This window comes from Serratia sp. PAMC26656 (assembly GCF_016469055.2).
Lineage (GTDB): Bacteria > Pseudomonadota > Gammaproteobacteria > Enterobacterales > Enterobacteriaceae > Serratia > Serratia plymuthica.
In genome coordinates, this window is sequence record NZ_CP150486.1 from 988019 (window position 1) to 1011328 (window position 23310).

Genomic DNA, 23310 nt, shown 5'->3' on the forward strand with positions numbered 1-23310 from the left:
CGGAAAGAAAGATCCAGAGCACCCGCTACGCAGTCTATCCGATTATTCCCGAAGTTAAATTAGTCGTTCTGGCAAGGCTGCGAGCTGCTGCGCATTTTGCTGCGGCACAAAAAGAAAAAGGGGCGATAATCATCGCCCCTGGGTGAACGGGAGTAACGCTGTTACGCCGCTTCGGTGTGCTGCTGGCGTTTAGACGGCGCTACCGGCTTTTCCGGCTTGTTGGCCGCCAGCGCATCCGGCTCGAAGTCATCTACGTTGATGGAACGCAGGCGGCTCTCTTCGGCTTTCACCAGGATCTTCGCTTCATCGGCGCTGATCTTGCCTTCTTCCAGCGCACGCTGTGCCAGGCGATCCAAACGGGTAAACGGCAGATTTTTGCCGCTTTCCTTGCACAGGCGCAGGTGAATCGGCTCGGCGGCAATGACGTCAGCCAGTGCGGCTTCCAACAGGCCAACCGGGTTATGCTCGCTTGGCGTCAGGTACTGGCCACGGCCCAAACGGCTGCGGGTTGCGGACGGCTGCTGGATAATCTTGGCCAACTGGTGGTCCAGACGATCAGAAGGTGCGGTATGCACACGGCCGAACGGGAAGATCACGAAGCGCATCACGCCGGCGATAAAAGGGTTCGGGAAGTTGCGCAGCAGATCGTCCAACGCTTGCTCTGCCTGATGCAGACTGTCCTGCACCCCCCAGTGTACCAGCGGTAAATCCTCTTTCTGACGGCCTTCATCTTCAAAACGTTTCAGCGTCGCGGAAGCCAGGTACATCTGGCTGAGAATATCCCCCAGACGGGCGGAAATCCGCTCGCGGCGTTTCAGGCTCCCGCCCAGCACGCCCATGGAGACGTCCGACAGCAGCGCCAGGTTCGCGCTCAGGCGGTTCAACTGTTGGTAGTAACGGCGTGTCGCATCTTTGGTCGGCGTGCTGCTGGTGCGGCCATTGGTCAGGCCCAGCCAGAAGCTGCGTACCTTGCTGCTGCCCACGTGGCCCAGATGGCCGAACAGCGATTTATCGAAGGCGTTCAGATCATTGCTTTGCGCCGCCGCCATTTCGTCCAGTACGTAGGGATGGCAGCGGATGGCGCCCTGGCCGAAGATCATCATGGTGCGGGTCAGGATATTGGCGCCTTCAACCGTGATGGCGATCGGTGCGCCCTGGTAGGCCCGGGCCAGGAAGTTGGATTTGCCCAGCATGATGCCTTTACCGCCGGCGATATCCATTGCATCAATGATTGCCTGCTGGCCTCTGTGGGTACAGTGGTATTTCACGATGGCTGACAGCACCGCCGGTTTCTCGCCCAGCATCAGGCCGCTGGTGATAAGCGTAGCCGCTGCATCCATCACATAGGTGTTACCGGCGATACGCGCCAACGGTTCTTCGATGCCTTCCATCTTGCCGATAGAGATCTTGAACTGACGGCGGATATGGGCGTAAGCGCCAATGGCCAGCGCCATAGACTTCACGCTGCCGGTCGAGTTGGAAGGTAGGGTGATGCCGCGGCCGACCGACAGACACTCAACCAGCATGCGCCAGCCCTGACCGGCCATTTTTGGCCCGCCGATGATGTAATCGATAGGGACGAACACGTCGTTGCCGCGGGTTGGGCCGTTCTGGAACGGCACGTTCAGCGGGAAGTGGCGATTGCCGATTTCAACGCCTGGGGTGCTGGTCGGGATCAGCGCGCAGGTGATGCCCGGTGATTCGTTGGTGCTCAACAGGTGATTCGGATCATACAGTTTGAACGCTAGGCCCAGCACGGTTGCGACCGGCGCCAGCGTAATATAGCGTTTGTTCCAGGTCAGGCGCATGCCCAATACCTGTTCGCCTTGCCACTCGCCCATGCAGACGGTGCCGACATCCGGAATAGCGCCGGCGTCTGAACCCGCTTCCGGGCTGGTCAGGGCGAAACAAGGGATCTCGTCGCCGCGCGCCAGGCCTGGCAGGTAGTGGTTTTTCTGCTCGTCGGTGCCGTAGTGTTGCAGCAGTTCGCCAGGGCCGAGGGAGTTTGGCACGCCGACGGTGATTGCCAGAATACCGGAAACGCCGGACAGTTTTTGCAGCACGCGCGCCTGGGCATAAGGAGAGAAATCCAGGCCGCCGTATTCTTTCTTGATGATCATGGCAAAGAAGCGGTGTTCTTTCAGATAGGCCCACAGTTCCGGCGGCAAGTCGGCCAGTTCATGGGTGATCTGGAAGTCATTCGCCATGCGGCAGGCTTCTTCCACCGGGCCGTCGATAAACGCTTGTTCTTCGGCGGTCAGTTGCGGTTTCGGGTAGTTATGCAGCTTGTTCCAGTCCGGTTGGCCGCGGAACAGATCGCCTTCCCACCAGGTGGTGCCGGCTTCGATCGCTTCTTTCTCGGTGGTGGACATCGGCGGCATTACCTTGCGGAACGCGCGCAGCGCCGGAGCGGACAGCATCGAACGGCGCAGGGAAGTCACGTTCAGCGGCAGAAGCACGATCGCCAGCGGCAGCAGCATCCAGAAGGTCCACAGGCCGATAACGCCCATGGCGGCGGTGTATGCCAGCAGAATAAGGCTACTGAGGGTGAGGTTCACTCGGTGATAAAACACCACACCAATGAGTGCCAGTAAAACAACAATACTAAGAACCATCATAAGAAGCTCCGAAGTAGTAAGAGGTCTGACCTGTTGTATGTATGTAATAGGTTTTAGTACAACCTCATATTTTTATCAATGCATTTACAGTTTAATTACAACTCAAGTCACAAACTGAGCGCATCAATAATCAAAAACCTCACTCGTACCTCAACCGGCGCGCTGTTTGGCTCACAGTGCTTCTCGGTTTTTCCCCGATCCGGTACACTGCGAAGCGGAAGATTGACGATAACAAGAGGTTCCTCATGTACCACGACCTTATTCGCAGTGAACTGAACGAAGCGGCCGATACCCTGGCGAAATTTATCAATGACGATGCCAATATCGACGCCATTCAACGCGCGGCAGTGCTGCTGGCCGATTCCTTTAAAGCCGGTGGGAAAGTGATTTCCTGTGGCAATGGCGGCTCTCACTGTGACGCCATGCACTTTGCCGAAGAGCTGACCGGTCGCTACCGCGAAAACCGTCCGGGCTATCCGGCGATTGCCATTTCCGATGTCAGCCACCTGTCTTGCGTCAGCAACGATTTCGGTTACGAATACGTGTTCTCACGTTACGTGGAAGCGGTAGGCCGTGAAGGCGACGTATTGCTGGGCATTTCCACTTCGGGCAATTCGGGCAACATCATTAAAGCTATCGAAGCGGCGCGCGCCAAAGGGATGAAAGTGATCACCCTGACGGGCAAAGACGGCGGCAAAATGGCCGGCTCCGCCGATGTGGAAATCCGCGTACCGCACTTCGGCTACGCTGACCGTATTCAGGAAATCCATATCAAAGCGATTCACATCTTGATTCAGCTGATTGAAAAAGAGATGGTTAAAGCGTAATGGCTTCAGGGGGCATGCCGCCCCCGCGACATTTTGTAGGGGCGCCGCATGCTGCGCCCGCATAGACAGTGCCAGTGTGGGTAAGGAGTGGCAAGCGATGTGTGAACTGCTCGGGATGAGCGCGAACGTACCGACCGATATCTGCTTTAGCTTTACCGGGCTGGTTCAGCGCGGTGGCCGTACCGGGCCACATAAAGATGGTTGGGGCATTACCTTCTATGAAGGGAACGGCTGTCGTACGTTTAAGGATCCCCAACCGAGTTTCGATTCGCCGATCGCCCGCCTGGTGCAGGAGTACCCGATCAAATCCTGCGCGGTGGTATCGCATATCCGCCAGGCCAACCGCGGCGAAGTGGCGCTGGAAAATACCCACCCGTTTACCCGCGAACTGTGGGGCCGCAACTGGACCTACGCGCACAATGGTCAGTTGAAAGGCTATCGCCAGTTGGAAACCGGCACCTTCCGTCCGGTGGGCCAGACTGACAGCGAATATGCGTTCTGCTGGCTGCTGCATCAGCTTTCCCTGAAATATCCGCGCACCCCGAGCCGTTGGCCGCCGGTATTCCGCTATATCGCTTTGCTGGCGGATCAACTGCGCAAGAAAGGGGTATTCAATATGTTGCTGTCGGACGGGCGTTTTGTGATGGCCTACTGCTCCACCAACTTGTATTGGATCACCCGCCGCGCGCCGTTTGGCAAAGCCACGTTGCTCGATCAGGATGTGGAGATTGATTTTCAGCAGCAGACCACACCTGACGATGTGGTCACCGTGATTGCTACCCAACCGCTGACGGCGAATGAAACCTGGCACAAGATTGCGCCAGGCGAGTTCGCATTATTTCACTTCGGTGAGCGGCTTGGTTTGAGCGAAGGGGTTGGTGCTGGCAGCGGGAGCCGTTGACGCATACTGCGTCATCTGGCTGCTGCTCATGACCGGCTGACCCAGCACGTACTGGCCATTGGAGACGCTGACCACCGGCGGCTGGTGATTCTTGACGAAGTAGTCATAGCCCGGTTTCAACTGGTTCCAGAAGGCGATATCGCTGGATGTGCGGTGACGCTTCAGGTTCTGATCGGTCATGCGGAACGGATAGATGCTGATATCGATCCGGTTCTGACCATAAGCGAATGCGGCTTCAACGTAACGGTAGATCTCATCCATATAGGTGTTGGTCATCGCGTAACAACCAATCGATTTACATTCACCGTGGATCATCAGATAAGCGCCGGAATAACCCTGCGACTTGTCGTAATCGTTCGGGAAGCCGATATTTATTGCGCGATAATATTTACTGTCGGGTTTCAGATGGCGCGAATCGACGCTATAAAAACCTTCCGGACTTTTAAAGTCGCCTTCACGGCGTTTCGGGCCGAGTCCGCCGGAAAAATTACAGATGCGGAAGGAGTTCACCAGACGGAATTCGTTGCCCATTTTGGCATACAATTCCAGCGTGCGTTCTTCTTTGAAGATCTGAATATAGACCGGTGAACCTACTAATTGCTGTTTAACTACCGGTGCCTCGGGAACCTGCTCGCTGGCGCTGCAGGCCGTGATCATCGGCATAGAAAAAAGCATCGCAAACAACAGCGCGATTTTGCTCATTATTATTCCTGCTTATATTTATCTGCTGGCTCAATGAACTCGGCCGGCATGCCACTGATTATTGTTTTACTGCGTTAAAACCCCGTCAGATTACCAGTGTGTTTTTTTTTAGCAATATGCGATGTGTATAAAAAAACTACAAACTTCGATAAAAGTGAATCGACAGGCAGTTTTTAACGATTGGTGATGCAAAACAGCAGAAATTTAATTGCATTTGCTTGACTCAGGTCACTGCTCAACGCAGAACAAAGTGGTGAAAAATGTTAATATTCCGGCTCCAATTAACCTGTTGTTGCAGTTGCATAAGAAGGCCTTGAGCTTATCTCCATGGCGATAACATGGGCTCTGCGGCAACAAAGTATTAACAGCGTTTTTGTCGAGAAAGCCTTTTTTATCGTGCTAAACGAGGCAGGCGGGAGTTAATCAAGGGAATGTGCGTAACCCCATTTTATCGGCGCGAAAAAATTCATGTTGAGCGTGATGCCGTTGCGCTTAACCCGGAGGCTGCCGTTGCAGTCTCATCATCCAGGCATCGTCAGCACCAGCCTCTGGGGCCGGTAAGACGTGTAAACCTAGTCAACATCGTATAAATCCTATGATTAAAATCAGAAAAGGGTTAGATCTGCCCATTGCCGGAGCCCCGGTTCAGGCGATTCAGGACGGCCCACCAGTTCAGCATGTTGCCCTGCTTGGGGAAGAATACGTCGGCATGCGCCCTTCCATGTTAGTGCAGGAAGGCGATACCGTTAAGAAAGGCCAGGCGCTGTTCGAAGATAAAAAGAACCCCGGGGTTTTCTTCACGGCTCCCGCCAGCGGGCGCATTGCGGCAATCAACCGCGGTGAGCGCCGCGTGTTGCAGTCCGTGGTGATCGCGATAGAAAACGACGGTGACGAGCAACTTGAGTTCGCCCATTATCCGGTCGCCGAACTGGCGGAGCTGCCGCGAGAACAGGTTGAAGGCGAACTGATCGCCAGCGGCCTGTGGACCGCGCTGCGCACCCGTCCCTTCAGTAAAACGCCGCGTCCCGGCACCACCCCGCGCGCCATCTTCGTGACCGCCATGGACAGCCAACCGTTGGCCGCCGATCCACAAGTAGTCATTGCCGGGCAACGGGAGGCCTTTAACGCCGGGCTGGCGGTGCTGGCGCGCCTGACCGACGGCAAGCTGCACGTTTGCCACGCCGCAGGTGCGAATCTGGGCAAACAGCCTGGCGCGCAGATAACCTACAACGAATTCGCCGGCCCGCATCCCGCCGGGCTGGTGGGCACCCACATTCACTTTCTCGAACCGGTCAGTTTGAAAAAAACCGTCTGGCATATCGGCTATCAGGACGTCATCGCCATCGGCACGCTGTTCACCACCGGCCGTCTCGACACCCGTCGGGTGGTGGCGCTGGCCGGGCCGCAGGTAGAGCAGCCGGTGTTGCTGCGCACCCGGTTGGGCGCCAGCATTGAGCAACTGACCGCCGGTCGCCTTAAAAGCGGCGAGAACCGGGTGATTTCCGGCTCGGTACTGAGCGGCACCCATGTTGCCGGCCCGAATGCCTATCTCGGTCGTTTTCACTCGCAGGTTTGCGTGCTGCAGGAAGGGCGTGATAAACAGCTGTTCGGCTGGATCGCGCCTTCACCGGACAAATTCTCCATTACCCGCACCACGCTGGGCCACTTCCTGAAAAACAAGCTGTTCGCCTTCTCGACCACCACCCACGGCGGCGAGCGTGCAATGGTTCCGATCGGCAACTACGAACGGGTGATGCCGCTGGACATTCTGCCGACTCTGCTGCTGCGCGATCTGCTGGCGGGCGATACCGACAGCGCGCAGGCGCTGGGTTGTCTGGAGCTGGATGAGGAAGATCTGGCGCTGTGCACTTTCGTTTGTCCGGGCAAGTATGAATATGCGCCGGTGCTGCGCGACGTGCTGACCAAGATTGAGCAGGAAGGATAACCGATGGGCCTGAAGAACTTTTTTGACAAGATAGAGCATCACTTCACGCCGGGCGGCAAGCTGGAAAAGTGGTACCCGTTGTTTGAAGCGACCACCACGGTGTTCTACACCCCCGGTCTGGTGACGCGCGGGGCTTCGCACGTGCGCGACGCCATCGATCTGAAACGCATGATGATCCTGGTGTGGCTGGCGGTATTCCCGGCGATGTTCTGGGGCATGTATAACGTTGGCCAGCAGGCCATCCCGGCGCTGCACCATCTCTATAGCGGCGATCAACTGCAGCAGGTGCTGGCGGGCGACTGGCACTACCGGCTGGCGCAATGGCTGGGGGCGTCGCTGGCGGCGGATGCCGGCTGGATCAGTAAAATGGTGCTGGGCGCCTGCTACTTTATGCCGATCTACGCCGTGGTGTTTCTCGTCGGCGGTTTCTGGGAAGTGCTGTTCGCGGTCATCCGCAAGCATGAGATTAACGAAGGTTTCTTCGTCACGTCTATTTTGTTTGCGCTGATTGTGCCGCCAACGCTGCTGCTGTGGCAGGCGGCGCTGGGCATCAGCTTCGGCGTGGTGGTGGCGAAAGAGATTTTCGGCGGCACCGGGCGCAATTTCCTCAACCCGGCGCTGGCGGGGCGCGCTTTCCTGTTCTTCGCCTATCCGGCGCAGATCTCCGGTGACCTGGTGTGGACTGCCGCCGACGGCTTCTCCGGCGCGACGCCCTTGGCGCAATGGAGCGTGGGCGGGGCGCACAGCCTGAGCAACCTAGCTACTGGCCAGTCGATCAGTTGGATGGACGCCTTCCTCGGCAACATCCCCGGCTCGGTCGGTGAGGTCTCCACGCTGATGATCCTGATCGGCGGTGCGATTATCCTGTTTGGCCGCGTGGCTTCCTGGCGCATTGTCGCCGGCGTGATGCTCGGCATGATGGCTACCGCCTTCCTGTTCAACGGCATCGGCTCCGCCACCAACCCGCTGTTCGCCATGCCGTGGTACTGGCATCTGGTGTTGGGCGGCTTTGCCTTCGGCATGATCTTTATGGCCACCGACCCGGTTTCCGCCGCCTTTACCAACAAGGGAAAGTGGTGGTACGGCATCCTGATTGGCGTGATGTGCGTGTTGATCCGGGTGGTCAACCCGGCCTACCCGGAAGGCATGATGCTGGCGATCCTGTTCGCCAACCTGTTCGCGCCGCTGTTCGATTATCTGGTGGTGCAGGCCAACATCAAGCGGAGAAAAGCCCGTGGCGAATGAATCTAAAAACGACACTATCGGTAAAACGCTGCTGGTGGTACTGCTGCTGTGTCTGGTGTGTTCGGTCGTGGTGGCGGGTTCCGCCGTCGGCCTGAAGTCCAAACAGCAAGAGCAAAAGCTGCTTGACAAGCAGCGCAATATCCTCGACGTGGCCGGGCTGTTGCAGCCGAAGATGGAAGGCGAGCAGGTCAAGGCGCTGTTCACCCAGCGCATCGAACCGCGCCTGCTGGATTTGAACAGCGGCGAGTTTGTGGCGGGCAATGCGGCGGCGTTCGATCTGGCCGCTGCGCTGCGTGACGATGCCAAAAGCGTCACCTTGTCGGCGGGCGAAGATCCGGCCGGCATCAAACGTCGCAGCAACCGGGCGGAGATCTATTTGGTGCGTGATAACGGCGGGGCGGTGAATCAAATCGTGCTGCCGGTCTACGGCACCGGCCTGTGGTCGATGATGTACGCTTTTGTGGCGCTGGACAGCGACGGCAACACGGTGAAAGGCATCACGTATTACGATCAGGGGGAAACCCCGGGCCTGGGCGGTGAAGTTGAGAATGCCGGTTGGCGCCAGCAGTGGATCGGCAAAAAGCTGTTTGATAACGACGGCAAGCCGGCGATCCGCGTGGTGAAAGGCGGGGCGCGTCAGGGGGATGAGCACGGGGTGGACGGTTTGTCCGGCGCCACGCTGACCTCCAACGGCGTACAGCACACTTTTGATTTCTGGTTGGGCGAGCAAGGTTTTGGCCCATTCCTGAAAAAAGTTCGTGAAGGAGCGCTGAAAAATGGCTGATTCCAAAGAGATTAAGCGGGTTCTGCTCGGGCCGCTGTTTGACAACAACCCGATAGCCTTGCAGGTCCTCGGGGTGTGTTCCGCGCTGGCGGTGACCACCAAGCTGGAAACGGCGGTGGTGATGACCATCGCGGTGACCCTGGTCACGGCGTTCTCCAGCTTCTTTATTTCCCTGATCCGTCACCATATTCCGAACAGCGTGCGCATCATCGTGCAGATGGCGATTATCGCCTCGCTGGTGATTGTGGTCGATCAGCTGCTGCGCGCCTATGCGTTCGAGATTTCCAAGCAGCTGTCGGTGTTTGTCGGCCTGATCATCACCAACTGTATCGTGATGGGGCGCGCCGAAGCCTATGCCATGAAGTCGCCGCCGATTGAAAGCTTTATGGACGGTATCGGCAACGGGTTGGGTTATGGGGTGATCCTGGTGCTGGTCGGTTTCCTGCGCGAGCTGATTGGTTCGGGCAAGCTGTTTGGCATTCCGGTGCTGGATACGGTGCAGAATGGCGGCTGGTATCAGCCGAACGGCCTGTTCCTGCTGGCGCCGAGCGCGTTCTTTATCATCGGCCTGCTGATTTGGGTGCTGCGCACCCTGAAGCCCGCACAGATCGAAAAGGAGTAACGGCCGATGGAACATTATATCAGCCTGTTTGTGCGCGCGGTGTTCGTTGAGAACATGGCGTTGGCGTTCTTCCTGGGGATGTGTACCTTCCTGGCGGTGTCGAAGAAGGTGTCGACCGCCTTCGGTCTGGGCATCGCGGTGACCATCGTGCTCGGCATCTCGGTGCCGGCGAACAATCTGGTCTACAACCTGGTGCTGCGCGATGGCGCGTTGATGGAAGGCGTCGATCTGAGCTTCCTCAACTTCATTACCTTTATCGGCGTGATCGCGGCGCTGGTGCAGATTCTGGAGATGATCCTCGATCGCTTCTTCCCGTCTTTGTACAACGCACTCGGCATTTTCCTGCCGCTGATCACCGTGAACTGCGCCATTTTCGGCGGTGTGTCCTTTATGGTGCAACGCGACTACAACTTCGCAGAATCGGTGGTGTACGGCTTCGGCTCCGGCACCGGCTGGATGCTGGCGATTGTCGCGATGGCGGGGATCCGCGAAAAACTCAAGTATGCCAACGTCCCCGCAGGGCTGCGCGGTCTGGGCATTACCTTTATCACCACCGGGCTGATGGCGTTGGGCTTTATGTCCTTCTCCGGTGTTCAGTTGTAAAGGCGGGAAGAATCTATGGAAATTATTTTAGGCGTCGCGATGTTTACCGGCATCGTTATGGTGCTGGTACTGCTGATCCTGTTCGCCAAATCAAAGCTGGTGAACACCGGTGACATTGCGGTGGAAGTTAACGGCGATCAGGGCAAGAGTTTTAATGCGCCGGCGGGCGACAAGCTGCTGAACATGCTCTCCAGCCAGGGGATCTTCGTGTCCTCTGCCTGCGGCGGTGGCGGCTCCTGCGGCCAATGCCGGGTGGTGATTAAAGAGGGCGGCGGCGATATCCTGCCGACCGAACTTTCGCACATCAACAAGCGCGAAGCGAAAGAAGGCTGCCGCCTAGCCTGCCAGGTGAACGTGAAGCAGAATCTGAAAATCGAGCTGCCGGAAGAAATTTTCGGCGTGAAGAAGTGGGAGTGTGAGGTTATCTCCAATGATAACAAAGCCACCTTTATCAAAGAGCTGAAGCTGAAAATTCCCGATGGCGAAGACGTGCCGTTTCGCGCCGGCGGGTTTATCCAGATCGAAGCGCCGGCCCATGACATCAGCTATGCCGATTTTGACGTGCCGGAGGAGTACCGCGGCGACTGGGACAAGTTCAATCTGTTCCGCTACCGCTCGGCGGTGAATGACACCACGGTGCGCGCTTACTCAATGGCGAACTACCCGGATGAAAAGGGCATCATCATGCTCAACGTGCGTATCGCCACGCCGCCACCGCGTGCGCCGGACGTGCCGCCGGGCATTATGTCCTCCTATATCTGGTCGCTGAAGGCCGGTGACAAGGTGACCATCTCCGGGCCGTTCGGCGAGTTCTTCGCCAAAGACACCGATGCCGAAATGATCTTTATCGGCGGTGGTGCCGGTATGGCACCAATGCGCTCGCATATTTTCGATCAGCTCAATCGCTTGAACTCGAAGCGCAAAATCACCTTCTGGTATGGCGCGCGTTCGCTGCGTGAAATGTTCTATGAGGATGATTTCAATCGGCTGCAGGCGGAGAATGAAAACTTTACCTGGCATGTGGCACTTTCCGATCCCCAGCCTGAGGATAACTGGACCGGCTACACCGGCTTTATCCATAATGTTCTGCTGGAGAACTATCTGAAGCACCACCCGGCGCCGGAAGACTGCGAGTTTTATATGTGCGGCCCGCCGATGATGAACGCTGCGGTGATCAAGATGCTGAAAGATCTGGGTGTCGAAGATGAAAATATCATGCTGGATGACTTTGGTGGCTAAATGCGCATAGGGGCAATGAAGGGCTGGATGACGGCGGTGGCGCTGGGCGCCACGTTGTTATTGACCGGTTGCGGGCCGGAGCAAGTGAATCTCGATGGCAAAACCATGGGGACGTCTTATTCGATCCGTTATGTCACGGGTGACGACACGCCGTCGGCGGCCAGAATACGGGCGGAGATCGACAAACGCCTGGAGTTGGTGAACGATCAAATGTCCACCTACCGGCCGGGCTCGGAACTGAGCCGCTTCAACGCCAGCCGCGAGGTGGGCAAGCCCTTCCCGGTATCGGCCGCGACGACCGAGGTGGTGCTGGAGGCGCTGCGCATCAACCGCGTGACCGACGGCGCGCTGGACGTGACCGTCGGACCGCTGGTCAATCTGTGGGGCTTTGGCCCGGAAGGGCGACCGGACAAGGTACCGAGCGCTGCCGCACTGGAACAACGCCGCGCCTGGACCGGCATCGACAAACTGTCGGTGCAGGGCAACGCGCTGGTGAAACACATTCCGGAACTGTATGTCGATCTCTCGTCCATCGCCAAAGGTTACGGCGTGGATGTGATTGCCCAGTATCTGCAATCGCAGCAGGTGAAAAACTACATGGTGGATATCGGCGGCGAGGTGCGTACCCGCGGCCACAACGGCGAGAAAAAACCGTGGCGTATCGCCATTGAGCGGCCGACGGCCGGCGTGGAGCAAAAAGCGCAGTTGGTGATCCAACCGGGCGAGATGTCAATCGCCACCTCAGGGGATTACCGCAACTACTTTGAGCAAGACGGTGTGCGCTACTCGCACACCATAGATCCGATCACCGGGCGACCGATCCATCATCATCTGGTTTCGGTCACCGTACTGAGCCCGACCTGCATGGCCGCCGACGGCCTGTCGACCGGGCTGAATGTGCTGGGGCCGGAGCGAGGTATGGCGTTGGCCAACCTGATGGGGATCCCGGTGTTCATGATTGTGAAAACCGCCAACGGATTTGAAGAGCGCCACTCTGAGGCGTTTAAACCCTATCTGAAAAAGATCTTATGAGGTCGCTATGTTGACGGTATTTATCGCCACCTTCGTGCTGTTTCTGCTGGTGATCGGCGGCATGTCGCTGGGCTATGTGTTCAAGCGCAAAAGCCTGCAGGGCAGTTGCGGCGGCATCACTTCGCTGGGGATGGAAAAGGTCTGCGACTGCCCGGAGCCCTGTGATGCGCGTAAGAAGCGCGAAGCCAAAGCGGCGCTGCGGCGGCGGCAGTTGGAAAAACACCGGATCATCTGACTACGAGGGGCGCGCGTGGCGCCCCTTTCTCTACCGGCTATTTGGCCTTGCGAAAGTTTTTCGCGCCGGCCGGTGAGTTGACCATCACCCCGTCGGCCCCCAGCGCCAGTGCCTGCTGGTATTCCGCCGGTGAATTGACGCCGAACAAAATGATGTGCGCCGGGCCTTGCGAACGGAAGCAATCGATCGACTCTTTATCCCAGGTCAGAAACGCTTTCGAGCGCCCTTCGCCCAGAGTGTATTTCTCCACCACGTCCACTTCACGTTTCAGCTCCAGCCCGTACCAGCGCGGTTGCTGATTATCCGCTTTCAATTCGCACTGGTGCGCCATGGTGACATTGGCCAGCAGGGTGCGGGTTTCGTCGCGGCTTTCAAAGCGTTTGACCTGCGGCGGCAGTGCCTGCAGGTATTTGGCATCGGTAGAATACACGCGGGTGCGGTTCAGGCTGTCGGCCTTCTCCAGCGTTGTCAGCAGCGCTTTGCCAAATTGCGTCGGATCGGCGTCCGGCGACTTGATATCCAGATAGAAGGTCACCTTGGGGAAAGCCTCCAGGATCTCGTCCAGACGCGGGATACCTATGCCTTTGCCGCGAAACGGATACGTTTCACCTTTTGCGAATGACCAGCCGGCATCCACTTTGACCAATTGATCGGCAGTATGGGCGGAGACCGGCCCCTGCTCGTTGGTCAATGCTTTGAGATCGGAAGGGCGGTACAGCACGATCGCGCCGTCTTTGGATTGTTGTAGCGTAATCCAAATGGCGTCGGCGCCATTTTTCAGTGCGGTTTCAATGGCGATGCGGGTGTTTTCCGGCGCGTCTGCGGTGCCGCCGCGGTGGGCGATAATGGCTGGAGCATGGCCGACAGTGGCGCCCGCCGCCAGCGAAACCAGCGACAGCGTGGAGGCCAACAGCAAATGAGAAAACCTGATCATGCGAGATACCTTATTATGCTATATCCGTCGTCTTTCAAGCGGCAGCCTTGTGAGCGGCGACATGAAATCCATAGGGTATAAGAATGAAAGAGCGTGAGTCAGCGGAGATCATACTATTGAAAAATTAAGCTTTTTTAACAACGCGGAAATATCTGACGCAAACGCCGTTTTCTCCATGCCCACCGAGTCTTGAGCTTTCGATTATTGGCTGTATACTTATACAGTGTTATTGGAGGCGCGATGCGTAAAATCATTCATGTCGATATGGACTGCTTCTTCGCGGCGGTAGAAATGCGCGACGATCCCAGCCTGCGCGATATTCCGTTGGCGATCGGCGGCAGTGCCGACCGGCGCGGGGTGATCAGCACCGCCAACTACCCCGCACGCCGCTATGGCGTGCACAGCGCTATGTCGACGGCGATGGCGTTTAAACTGTGCCCACACCTCAAACTGTTGCCAGGCCGTATGGCGGCGTACAAGGAAGCCTCGCTGCACATTCGCGAAATCTTCGCCCGCTACACCTCGCTGATTGAACCGCTGTCGCTGGACGAAGCCTATCTGGATGTGACCGACTGCACCCAGTGCAACGGTTCGGCGACGCTGATCGCCCAGGAAATCCGCCAGGCGATTGCCGAAGAGCTCAACCTTACGGCCTCTGCGGGTATCGCGCCGATCAAGTTCCTCGCCAAAATTGCCTCAGAGCTGAACAAACCGAACGGGCAATACGTCATCACGCCGGCGCAGGTGCCGGCTTTTTTACGGCAACTGCCGCTGAGCAAAATCCCCGGCGTGGGCAAAGTGACCGCCAAACGGTTGGAAGACGTGGGGCTAATCACCTGCGCCGACGTACAGCAGTACGATCTGGCGCTGTTGCTCAAGCGCTTCGGCAAGTTTGGCCGGGTGCTGTGGGAGCGCTGCCAGGGAATAGACCTGCGCGAAGTCTCGTCGGAAAGGCTGCGTAAATCGGTGGGGGTGGAACGCACGCTGGCGGAGGATATTCATGATTGGGAAGACTGCGAGGCGTTGATCGTCGACAAGCTCTATCCCGAGCTGGAAATGCGGCTGCGCAAGGTGAAACCGGATCTGCATATCGCGCGGCAGGGCGTGAAGCTGAAGTTTCAGGATTTTCAACAAACCACTCAGGAACACGTCTGGCCGGTGCTGAATAAAGACGATTTGCTCAACGTGGCGCGGCAGGCGTGGCGTGAGCGGCGGGAAGGCCGTGGCGTACGGCTGGTGGGCTTGCACGTAACGCTGCTGGATCCGCAGCTTGAGCGGCAACTGTTGTTGCCGTGGGAATAAAAAGGCCGGCGAGAGGCCAGCCTTTTAGCGTTAAACGCGGCAATTAGGCGCGTTCTGGGATCGCTTTCAACAGCGCGGTCAGCAGCTTCCAGTACAGGCCGACGCTTTCGATATGTACCTGCTCATCTGGCGAGTGTGGCCCGGTGATGGTTGGCCCAATCGACACCATATCCATGTTCGGGTACGGCTTTTTGAACAGGCCGCATTCCAGACCGGCGTGGATCACCATGATGTTCGGCGTCTTGTTGAACAGATCCTGATAGATCTCGCGCACCAGATGCATGACCGGTGAGTCTGCGTCCGGCTGCCAGCCTGGGTAACCGCCTTTCGGCGCCACTTTGGCGTTCGCCAGTTGGCCCAGCGCGGTCAGCATCTCGACCACGTAATCTTTGCCGCTGTCGATCAGCGAGCGGATCAGGCAGACGATTTCCGCTTCGTTCTCGCTGGTGGTGACCACGCCAACGTTCAGTGAGGTTTCCACCACGCCTTTTACCGCGTCGCTCATGCGGATCACGCCATTTGGCGTTGCGTTCAGCAGGGCCAGGAAACGTTGCTGGCTGTCGGCGGTCAACGCCTGAGAGGCGCTGGTAACCGGCTCCAGCAGCACGGTGATGTTCTTCTCTTTGGCGGAAAGCTCGTTTTGCAGCGTGCTCAGGAAGGCCTGGCTCAGCGCTTTCAGCGCGTCGGCTTTTGCCGCAGGCACGGCAACCACCGCAGAGGCTTCACGCGGGATAGCGTTGCGCAGGGTACCGCCGTTCAGATCCAGCACGCGCAGGTTCAGTTCTGCGGCATGAGCGAACAGGAAGCGCGTCAGCAGCTTGTTGGCATTGCCCAGGCCCACGTGGATCTCGGCGCCGGAGTGGCCGCCTTTCAGGCCCTTGAGCGTCAGTTTCAGCGTCTGATAGCCGGCCGGTACCGCTTCGCGCTGCAACGGCAGGGTAGTGATAAAATCAATACCGCCGGCGCAACCCATGTAGATCTCGCCTTCTTCTTCGGAGTCGGTGTTGATCAGGATATCCGCCTGCAGCCAGTTAGGCTGTAGACCGAATGCGCCGTCCATGCCGGCTTCTTCGGTCATGGTCAGCAGCACTTCCAGCGGGCCGTGTTCGACGCTGTCGTCAGCCAGCACCGCCAGCGCGGAAGCCATGCCGATGCCGTTGTCGGCGCCCAGCGTGGTGCCACGCGCCTTGATCCACTCGCCGTCGATATACGGCTGAATCGGATCCTTGGCGAAGTCGTGCACGGTGTCGTTATTTTTCTGTGGCACCATATCCAGGTGCGCTTGTAGGGCAACCGGTTTACGGTTTTCCATGCCTTTGGTGGCCGGCTTGCGCAGCAGGATATTGCCCACCTGATCGCGTTCGGCATGCAGGTTCTTCTCTTTGGCCCATGCGAGGATGTGCTGTGCCAGCGCTTCTTCATGATAAGAAGGATGCGGAATAGAGCAGATTTTGGCAAAAATATCCCACAGCGGCTGTGGTGAAAGTTGAGACAATTCAGACACTATAGGTCTCCTGTGACAGCATTCTCAGCATGGCGTGAATGCCGCTCGGTTAGGGTGGATTGGCATCGGTGCGTTTTTGGCACGATCTCCAGAGAATATCACTTTATTCAGGGGCGCGCGCGTACCCTATTGCACTGTTTAAGAGAGGGAATACACATATTTGACGTGTGATTGCTTGTTTACGCAGGATCAATCACCAGACGAAATACTTATGATTTCCACAGTACAACTGGTATTCGGCTCAACCAGTCTCTATAATCTCGCGCAACCTTTTTTCCCCTGATCACGAGTAAGCCACACCATTGCTGGCTGGGATACCATTTTATGAGCGAAAAATACGTTGTTACCTGGGACATGCTGCAAATGCAAGCGCGCAAACTGGCTCACCGCCTGCTGCCTGCTGACCAATGGACGGGCATTATTGCCGTAAGCCGCGGCGGCCTGGTGCCGGCGGCCTTACTGGCGCGCGAATTGGGCATCCGCCACGTGGATACCGTCTGCATTTCCAGCTATGACCATGACAACCAACGCGAAATGAAGGTACTCAAGCGCGCCGAAGGCGACGGTGAAGGCTTTATCGTGGTTGACGATCTGGTGGATACCGGCGGCACCGCGAAAGCGATCCGCGACATGTACCCGAAAGCGCATTTCGTCACTATTTTCGCCAAGCCAGCAGGCCGCCCGCTGGTGGACGACTATGTGGTCGATATCCCACAGGATACCTGGATCGAGCAGCCGTGGGACATGGCGGTGACCTTCGTGCCACCGATCGGCGGCCGTTAATCTCCGCTCGCTCCAGTAAAACGCCCGGTTCTGCCGGGCGTTTTCGTTATTTTGGTTTATCGCCCCAGAGTTAGGTACACTACCTCCAGTTAAGTAGGCTGTTTGCGGCCTACGGCCAGATTTACGGAGGCTGTTGTTACCATGGCACAAGCCAACCTTTCTGAAATCCTGTTCAAACCCTCATTTAAACACCCCGAGACCTCGACGCTGGTGCTGCGTGCGCGCAACAAAACCGGCGCCGATCTGCACTCCACTCTGGAAGGCAACACCGTCAGCAATTGGTATCGTATGCTCAACCCGCTGCTGTGGGCCTGGCGCGGCGTTGATCCGATCGAAATCAACGAAGTGCTGGCGCGTATTGCGGTCGCCGACGTGGAACATACCAACGACAAACTGCTCGATACCGTGATCGGTTACCGTAATGGCAACTGGATCTACGAGTGGGTGCGTCAGGGCATGCTCTGGCAGCAGCGGGCACTGGAACAGCAAGATCCGTTGATCGGCGGCCAGTACTGGCTCAATGCCGTCAACTTTTACAGCATCGCCGGCTACCCGCACTTGAAAGGCGACGAACTGGCCGAACAGGCCGAGACGCTCGCCACCCGCGCCTACGAAGAGGCTGCGCTGTTGTTGCCTTATCAGCTCAAAGAGCTGGAGTTCCGCATTGACGGGGGAAGCAGCATTACCGGCTTCCTGCACCTGCCGGAGAAGGGCGAGGCGCCGTTCCCGACGGTGCTGATGTGCGGCAGCCTGGATACCCTGCAGACCGACTACCACCGCCTGTTCCGCGAGTACCTGGCGCCGCACGGCATCGCCATGCTGACCATCGACATGCCTTCCATCGGTTCTTCTTATAAGTGGAAGCTGACGCAGGATTCCAGCTTCCTGCATCAACAGGTGCTGGCCCAACTGCCTTCGGTGCCTTGGATCGACCATCAGCGCGTTACCGCATTTGGCTTCCGCTTCGGCGCCAACGTGGCGGTGCGCCTGGCTTATCTGGAGCCGCAGCGGTTGCGTGGCGTGGCCTGCCTGGGGCCGGTGGTCCACAGCCTGTTATGCGACGCCGGCCGCCAGCGAGACGTGCCGGATATGTATATGGACGTGCTCGCCAGCCGGATGGGGATGGCCAACGCCTCGGATAACGTGCTGAGGGTGGAGCTGAACAGCTATTCGCTGAAAACCCAGGGTTTGCTGGGCCGCCGCTGCCCGACGCCGATGTTGGCAGGCTATTGGGATCGGGATCCGCTCAGCCCGAAAGAGGAGGCGCAACTGATCGCTTCGTCCTCGATGGACGGCAAGTTAATTGCTATTCCACGTGCACCGGTGTATAGCAGTTTCCACAAGGCCTTGCTGCAAATGGCCCACTGGATGAAAGATAAAATGCGTTAATTTGTTGCTAAATTTTAACAATTTGTTAAAAAGAGTGGTCTACATTGAGGAGGTTAAAGAATGACGTTACCTAGTGGTCACCCTAAAAGCCGACTAATGAAACGTTTTGCCAGCTTGGGGCCGTACCTGCGTGAAGGGCAGTGCGAGAACGACCGTTTTTTCTTTGATTGTTTAGCCGTTTGCGTCAATGTCAAACCCGCGCCAGAGAAGCGTGAGTTCTGGGGATGGTGGATCGAGCTGCATGCTGAAGAGGCGCGTTTCACTTATGCTTATCAGTTCGGTCTGTTTGATAAGGACGGGCGCTGGACGCCGGAAAAGATTAAAGATACTGAAGTAAAAACCAAGTTGGAAACCACCCTGCGTGATTTCCATCGTCGCTTGGGCGAGTTGCTGGCGACGATGGAGCTGGCGCTGGAACCGGCCGATGATTTCAAAGAAAAACCGATTAAACTCTCCGCCTGACCCCGTTTGACTACAGTATTGTGCTGATTTCGCGTTGTGCCTGTTGGCATAACGCGTCTCTCCTGTTACAAAGTCCTTTGCATTATCCTTCTCATCTTACACGGCAGAAACACTATGAACGGCAGCCAGACATTGGTTGTGAAATTGGGCACCAGCGTGTTGACCGGCGGATCGCTGCGTCTTAACCGTGCCCATATTGTCGAACTGGTACGCCAGTGCGCACAACAGCATGCAGCGGGTCACCGCATCGTTATCGTCACCTCCGGCGCGATTGCCGCCGGGCGCGAACATTTGGGCTACCCCGAACTCCCCGCTACCATCGCCTCCAAGCAGCTGCTTGCGGCGGTCGGCCAGAGCCGGTTGATCCAACTGTGGGAACAGCTGTTCTCCATTTATGGCATCCACGTCGGGCAGATGCTGCTGACGCGCGCCGATCTGGAAGACCGCGAACGCTTCCTCAACGCGCGTGACACCATGACCGCGCTGCTGGACAACCGTATCGTGCCGGTAATCAATGAGAATGACGCGGTAGCGACCGCAGAAATCAAGGTGGGCGACAACGACAACCTGTCGGCGCTGGCGGCGATCCTGGCCGGGGCCGACAAACTGCTGCTGCTGACCGATCAACAAGGCCTGTATACCGCCGACCCGCGCAACAACCCGCAGGCGGAACTGATCCGCGAAGTGCATGGCATTGACGACGCGCTGCGCGCCATCGCCGGCGACAGCGTTTCCGGGTTGGGCACAGGCGGCATGGGCACCAAATTGCAGGCGGCCGACGTGGCCTGCCGCGCCGGTATCGACGTGATCATCGCCGCAGGCAGCAAGCCGGGCGTGGTGGGCGACGTGATTGAAGGCAAACCGGTGGGCACCCGTTTCCACGCGCTGGAAACCCCGCTGGAAAACCGCAAACGCTGGATCTTCGGCGCACCGCCGGCCGGTGAAATCACCGTGGACGACGGCGCGGTCGACGCCATTATGGCGCGCGGCAGCTCGTTGCTGCCGAAGGGCGTTCGCGAAGTGAAGGGCGATTTCTCCCGTGGCGAAGTGATCCGCATCCGCAACCTGGCGGGGCGCGACCTGGCGCACGGCGTCAGCCGCTATAACAGCGACGCGATGCGCATGATTGCCGGCCACCACTCGCAGGAAATCAGCGAAATTCTCGGTTACGAATACGGCCCGGTGGCAGTGCACCGCGACGACATGATTGTGAGCTAAGGAGTGAGCATGCTAGAGCAAATGGGGAAGGCCGCCAAACAGGCCTCCTGGCAACTGGCGGTGCTGAGCACGGCGAAGAAAAACCAGGTGTTGTCGGTGATGGCCGACATGCTGGAGGCCAACAGCGAAGTGATTTTGCAGGCCAACGAACAAGACATGGCGCAGGCGCGCGCAACCGGGATGACCGACGCGTTGCTCGATCGCCTGTTGTTGACCCCGGCGCGGCTGGCGGCCATCGCCAACGATGTGCGCCAGGTGTGCCGCCTGAACGATCCGGTCGGCCATGTATTGGACGGCAGCCTGCTGGACAGCGGGCTGAAGCTGGAACGCCGCCGCGTGCCGCTCGGTGTGATCGGCGTGATTTATGAAGCGCGGCCGAACGTCACCATCGACGTCGCCAGCCTGTGCCTGAAGACCGGCAACGCGGTGATCCTGCGCGGCGGTAAAGAAACCCACAACACCAACCTGGCGACGGTGAAGGTGATCCAGCAGGCGCTGGAACAGTGCGGCCTGCCGGCAGCGGCGGTGCAGGCGATTGACAGCCCCGATCGCGCGCTGGTGAATGAGCTGCTGCGCCTGGATCGCTACGTAGACATGCTGATCCCACGCGGCGGCGCCGGTTTGCACAAACTGTGCCGCGAGCAGTCGACCATTCCGGTGATCACCGGCGGTATTGGCGTTTGCCATACTTACGTTGACGACAGCGTTGATTTCGACAAGGCGCTGACGGTCATCGAGAGCGCCAAAATCCAGCGCCCAAGCGCCTGTAACTCGCTCGAAACGCTGTTGGTGAACCGCAACATCGCCGAACAGTTCCTGCCGGCGCTGAGCGCCAAGATGGCGGCGGCGGGCGTGACGCTGCATGCGGCGCAGAACGCCATGCCGTTGCTGCAAAACGGCCCGGCGACGGTGGTGGACGTGGCGGAAGGGGATTACGACGACGAATGGCTGTCGTTGGATTTGAACGTGCTGGTGGTGGACGACATCGATCAAGCCATCGACCATATCCGCACCCACGGCACCAACCACTCCGATGCGATCCTCACCCGTTCGCTGAGCAGCGCCGAGCACTTCGTGCGCGCCGTGGATTCCTCGGCGGTGTACGTTAACGCCAGCACCCGCTTCACCGACGGCGGCCAGTTCGGCCTGGGCGCAGAAGTGGCGGTCAGCACCCAGAAGCTGCATGCACGCGGCCCGATGGGGCTGGACGCACTGACCACCTACAAGTGGATCGGCTACGGCGACGATTTGGTGCGCAGTTAAGTCAGGTTTCGCGTTTTAAATTTAAGGGCGCAGTTCATTGAACTGCGCCCTTTTTGCATACGGGTTCAGGCCTGAGCTGGCATCGCTGCTGGTCTAAGCGAAACCCAATCGGACAGTCGGCTTTGTGCTGTGAGTTCAACGGGTCGATGCAACGCTATCCTTAATCAAGGGGGGACGTTGGTACTTTGAACTCACACGGACGATGAGTCGAAGAGATATTATGATTCTTACGAGATCTTCGGTTAATTGCTCGAACTTATGGTATCAGGCTGGATAGAGAAAAAATAATGAGTGTCAGTCCTCAGGCTATTGCCAGTTACCACAGTAATACAGGTGCGTTTTTGGGTATTCAGCCGGGTAAAAATATGGGTTTTGAGCCCGTAGCTCGCAGAAAAGCCCTGAGAGGCGTTCGGGTGTTGCACGTACAGATGTTATGGTTAATAGGCTTAAGTCCAGCGAACAAAAAGGAGCGAACATGCGGGTAGGAATGAAGGAAAAGATCATCAGGACGTGTGAGGCAAAAATTGTGACCAAGGGCAGTAACGTAGGGCTGTCTTTTTATGCTTTTTTTGCCAATAAAAATGATGACCCGGAACTGCTGATGGAGGTTGCGCATTGGTGGATTATGGAGATGAAACTGGATCACTTTGAAAAGGCGGAAAAGATAAAATCTCTCGTTTTAGCCATGAAGTAAACCATTACGGTAGCTAATGATACCTTACAGTTCGTAGCGTCTTAATTATGATATGACAGCCTTTACTCTGGACAGGTATGCCTGCTCCTCGCTCTTAACAGGCGATGAATTCGACATTTAGACAATTTCGGGTATGAAACGAATGCTAAAAAATGAATCATTACAGTGGGATTGTAAATTGAAAATAGATTGGCATAGCTCATTGCTTACACGCGCTACGAATGTTGATAAAAACTACAAAAACACTCAAAACGTCCGTCGTTTCATGATTAAGGAGTGTGGGGACGACTTTCGATTTAATCGAGAATTTATGGCCTGGATACGTAATGATGTTCCAAAAACTTTAGGTGATGTAGTCGATGAGTGGAAACGCAGACAGTAATTGCAGGTCTGCATTTCGCTCGTAGCCGCCGAAATCCTGCGGATGACTTAGCCTGACTATAGGGCAGGATTGTCTACCGAGCAGGGTCAGTACACCAACGGCTCGGAAGTGCCTAATTTGCTCGTGGCGCTCGATACGCAATCTATTTACATATTCTAATGCGAAGGTCGTAGGTTCGATTTCGTTATTACAATGAATGAACCCGCTCACCAATCATTCCCAGCACGGCACCAGCATCCACCCCAAGCAGCCGTGCCATCACAGCAAACTCAACCACGTCCAGCTTGCGCTCGCCGTTCTCAACCTTGGCGATAAACGACTGCGGGCGACCCAGCGCCTCGGCCAGCTTGGTCTGAGTGATGCCTTTTTCTATACGAGCGTCCCGAAGTATTTTTATAACTAATTGATACTCGGTTGAATAAACTGAAGTCATGGCGTTTTCCGCGAGTGATATCCCAAAATCGAATATCTGCCATTATCCCAAAATGGGATAGTAGGCGCATCAGATAACAAGCTGATAGCCGAAGCTTTGAATCTGCCCCCTGCGGAGATATGGCCTTCAAGATACTCTGAACCTGTATATAAGCATGAGTAGGGCGGTCATTCTGCATCAGAATTCGGCACTA

Annotated in this window: 24 protein-coding genes; 19 read left to right on the top strand and 5 right to left on the bottom strand. The window is 57.1% G+C overall.

What is annotated here, in order from left to right; translation table 11 throughout:
- Positions 1 to 161 precede the first annotated feature (161 nt).
- Positions 162 to 2618, bottom strand: coding sequence for an acyl-CoA dehydrogenase FadE (gene fadE / locus JEM67_RS05220; RefSeq protein ID WP_199636645.1), 2457 nt, complete (start codon positions 2616 to 2618; stop codon positions 162 to 164).
- A gap of 245 nt (positions 2619 to 2863) precedes the next feature.
- Between fadE and lpcA the strand changes: the two genes are divergently transcribed.
- Together lpcA and JEM67_RS05230 are read left to right on the top strand one after the other, a co-directional pair.
- The gene (lpcA, locus tag JEM67_RS05225; RefSeq protein ID WP_004949058.1) at positions 2864 to 3445 is read left to right on the top strand and encodes a D-sedoheptulose 7-phosphate isomerase; all 582 of its coding nucleotides are present in this window, start codon (positions 2864 to 2866) and stop codon (positions 3443 to 3445) included.
- A 97-nt stretch (positions 3446 to 3542) separates the two neighbouring features.
- Positions 3543 to 4346, top strand: a complete 804-nt coding sequence (locus JEM67_RS05230) for a class II glutamine amidotransferase (RefSeq protein ID WP_004949060.1) — start codon at positions 3543 to 3545, stop codon at positions 4344 to 4346.
- Here JEM67_RS05230 and dpaA read toward each other — a convergent pair.
- Positions 4281 to 5048: a peptidoglycan meso-diaminopimelic acid protein amidase gene (dpaA, locus tag JEM67_RS05235; RefSeq protein ID WP_013811632.1), complete on the bottom strand. Its 768-nt coding sequence runs from the start codon at positions 5046 to 5048 to the stop codon at positions 4281 to 4283. The two genes, JEM67_RS05230 and dpaA, sit on opposite strands and share 66 nt — an antisense overlap.
- Positions 5049 to 5643: 595 nt before the next feature.
- Here dpaA and JEM67_RS05240 point away from each other — a divergent pair.
- The 8 genes from JEM67_RS05240 to nqrM are packed head-to-tail and all read left to right on the top strand — an operon-like array spanning position 5644 to position 12753.
- Positions 5644 to 6993, top strand: coding sequence for a Na(+)-translocating NADH-quinone reductase subunit A (locus tag JEM67_RS05240; protein ID WP_013811633.1), 1350 nt, complete (start codon positions 5644 to 5646; stop codon positions 6991 to 6993).
- A gap of 3 nt (positions 6994 to 6996) precedes the next feature.
- Entirely contained in the window at positions 6997 to 8238 is a 1242-nt protein-coding gene (locus tag JEM67_RS05245; RefSeq protein ID WP_199636644.1) for an NADH:ubiquinone reductase (Na(+)-transporting) subunit B, read from the top strand.
- Positions 8228 to 9022, top strand: coding sequence for a Na(+)-translocating NADH-quinone reductase subunit C (locus JEM67_RS05250; RefSeq protein ID WP_199636643.1), 795 nt, complete (start codon positions 8228 to 8230; stop codon positions 9020 to 9022). Before JEM67_RS05245 ends, JEM67_RS05250 begins: the two co-directional genes overlap by 11 nt.
- Positions 9015 to 9644 carry an NADH:ubiquinone reductase (Na(+)-transporting) subunit D gene (locus tag JEM67_RS05255; RefSeq protein ID WP_004949071.1) on the top strand — a complete coding sequence of 210 codons (630 nt, stop codon included), beginning with the start codon at positions 9015 to 9017 and terminating at the stop codon, positions 9642 to 9644. The genes JEM67_RS05250 and JEM67_RS05255 overlap by 8 nt, the downstream gene beginning before the upstream one ends.
- Positions 9645 to 9650: 6 nt before the next feature.
- Complete coding sequence (gene nqrE / locus JEM67_RS05260) at positions 9651 to 10247, top strand: NADH:ubiquinone reductase (Na(+)-transporting) subunit E (RefSeq protein WP_004949072.1); 597 nt, start codon at positions 9651 to 9653, stop codon at positions 10245 to 10247.
- A 15-nt stretch (positions 10248 to 10262) separates the two neighbouring features.
- Complete coding sequence (gene nqrF, locus JEM67_RS05265) at positions 10263 to 11486, top strand: NADH:ubiquinone reductase (Na(+)-transporting) subunit F (protein ID WP_006321304.1); 1224 nt, start codon at positions 10263 to 10265, stop codon at positions 11484 to 11486.
- Positions 11487 to 12518 (top strand): FAD:protein FMN transferase, encoded by a 1032-nt coding sequence (locus JEM67_RS05270; protein ID WP_199636642.1) that lies wholly within the window; start codon positions 11487 to 11489, stop codon positions 12516 to 12518.
- 7 nt (positions 12519 to 12525) lie between these two features.
- Positions 12526 to 12753, top strand: coding sequence for a (Na+)-NQR maturation NqrM (nqrM, locus tag JEM67_RS05275; protein WP_013811638.1), 228 nt, complete (start codon positions 12526 to 12528; stop codon positions 12751 to 12753).
- A gap of 37 nt (positions 12754 to 12790) precedes the next feature.
- Here the strand turns inward: nqrM and JEM67_RS05280 are convergent, their stop codons facing one another.
- Positions 12791 to 13687 carry a glycerophosphodiester phosphodiesterase family protein gene (locus JEM67_RS05280; protein ID WP_199636641.1) on the bottom strand — a complete coding sequence of 299 codons (897 nt, stop codon included), beginning with the start codon at positions 13685 to 13687 and terminating at the stop codon, positions 12791 to 12793.
- A gap of 240 nt (positions 13688 to 13927) precedes the next feature.
- Here JEM67_RS05280 and dinB point away from each other — a divergent pair, with 240 nt between their 5' ends.
- A complete protein-coding gene (dinB, locus tag JEM67_RS05285; protein WP_126480517.1) occupies positions 13928 to 14989 on the top strand; it encodes a DNA polymerase IV in 1062 nt (353 codons plus the stop codon).
- 43 nt (positions 14990 to 15032) lie between these two features.
- On the opposite strand, the gene pepD is transcribed toward dinB, so the two are convergent.
- A complete protein-coding gene (gene pepD / locus JEM67_RS05290; RefSeq protein ID WP_199636640.1) occupies positions 15033 to 16493 on the bottom strand; it encodes a beta-Ala-His dipeptidase in 1461 nt (486 codons plus the stop codon).
- A gap of 324 nt (positions 16494 to 16817) precedes the next feature.
- On the opposite strand from pepD, the gene gpt reads away from it, so the two are divergent.
- The 7 genes from gpt to JEM67_RS05325 all read left to right on the top strand — a co-directional run bounded on the left by gpt (position 16818) and on the right by JEM67_RS05325 (position 22684).
- Positions 16818 to 17276: a xanthine phosphoribosyltransferase gene (gene gpt / locus JEM67_RS05295; RefSeq protein WP_004949082.1), complete on the top strand. Its 459-nt coding sequence runs from the start codon at positions 16818 to 16820 to the stop codon at positions 17274 to 17276.
- A 141-nt stretch (positions 17277 to 17417) separates the two neighbouring features.
- Entirely contained in the window at positions 17418 to 18665 is a 1248-nt protein-coding gene (gene frsA / locus JEM67_RS05300; protein ID WP_199636639.1) for an esterase FrsA, read from the top strand.
- 60 nt (positions 18666 to 18725) lie between these two features.
- Positions 18726 to 19127: a sigma factor-binding protein Crl gene (gene crl / locus JEM67_RS05305; protein WP_004949084.1), complete on the top strand. Its 402-nt coding sequence runs from the start codon at positions 18726 to 18728 to the stop codon at positions 19125 to 19127.
- Between the two features lie 114 nt (positions 19128 to 19241).
- Complete coding sequence (gene proB, locus JEM67_RS05310) at positions 19242 to 20345, top strand: glutamate 5-kinase (RefSeq protein ID WP_006323805.1); 1104 nt, start codon at positions 19242 to 19244, stop codon at positions 20343 to 20345.
- A gap of 9 nt (positions 20346 to 20354) precedes the next feature.
- A complete protein-coding gene (proA, locus tag JEM67_RS05315; RefSeq protein ID WP_199636638.1) occupies positions 20355 to 21608 on the top strand; it encodes a glutamate-5-semialdehyde dehydrogenase in 1254 nt (417 codons plus the stop codon).
- A 475-nt stretch (positions 21609 to 22083) separates the two neighbouring features.
- Positions 22084 to 22302 (top strand): DUF6500 family protein, encoded by a 219-nt coding sequence (locus tag JEM67_RS05320; protein ID WP_004946854.1) that lies wholly within the window; start codon positions 22084 to 22086, stop codon positions 22300 to 22302.
- Between the two features lie 178 nt (positions 22303 to 22480).
- Positions 22481 to 22684 (top strand): DUF6434 domain-containing protein, encoded by a 204-nt coding sequence (locus JEM67_RS05325; protein WP_071919944.1) that lies wholly within the window; start codon positions 22481 to 22483, stop codon positions 22682 to 22684.
- 187 nt (positions 22685 to 22871) lie between these two features.
- Here JEM67_RS05325 and JEM67_RS05330 read toward each other — a convergent pair whose 3' ends face one another.
- Positions 22872 to 23117 carry a helix-turn-helix domain-containing protein gene (locus tag JEM67_RS05330; protein ID WP_063198226.1) on the bottom strand — a complete coding sequence of 82 codons (246 nt, stop codon included), beginning with the start codon at positions 23115 to 23117 and terminating at the stop codon, positions 22872 to 22874.
- 96 nt (positions 23118 to 23213) lie between these two features.
- On the opposite strand from JEM67_RS05330, the gene JEM67_RS05335 reads away from it, so the two are divergent.
- Entirely contained in the window at positions 23214 to 23279 is a 66-nt protein-coding gene (locus JEM67_RS05335) for a hypothetical protein (protein WP_426406360.1), read from the top strand.
- Positions 23280 to 23310 lie beyond the last annotated feature (31 nt).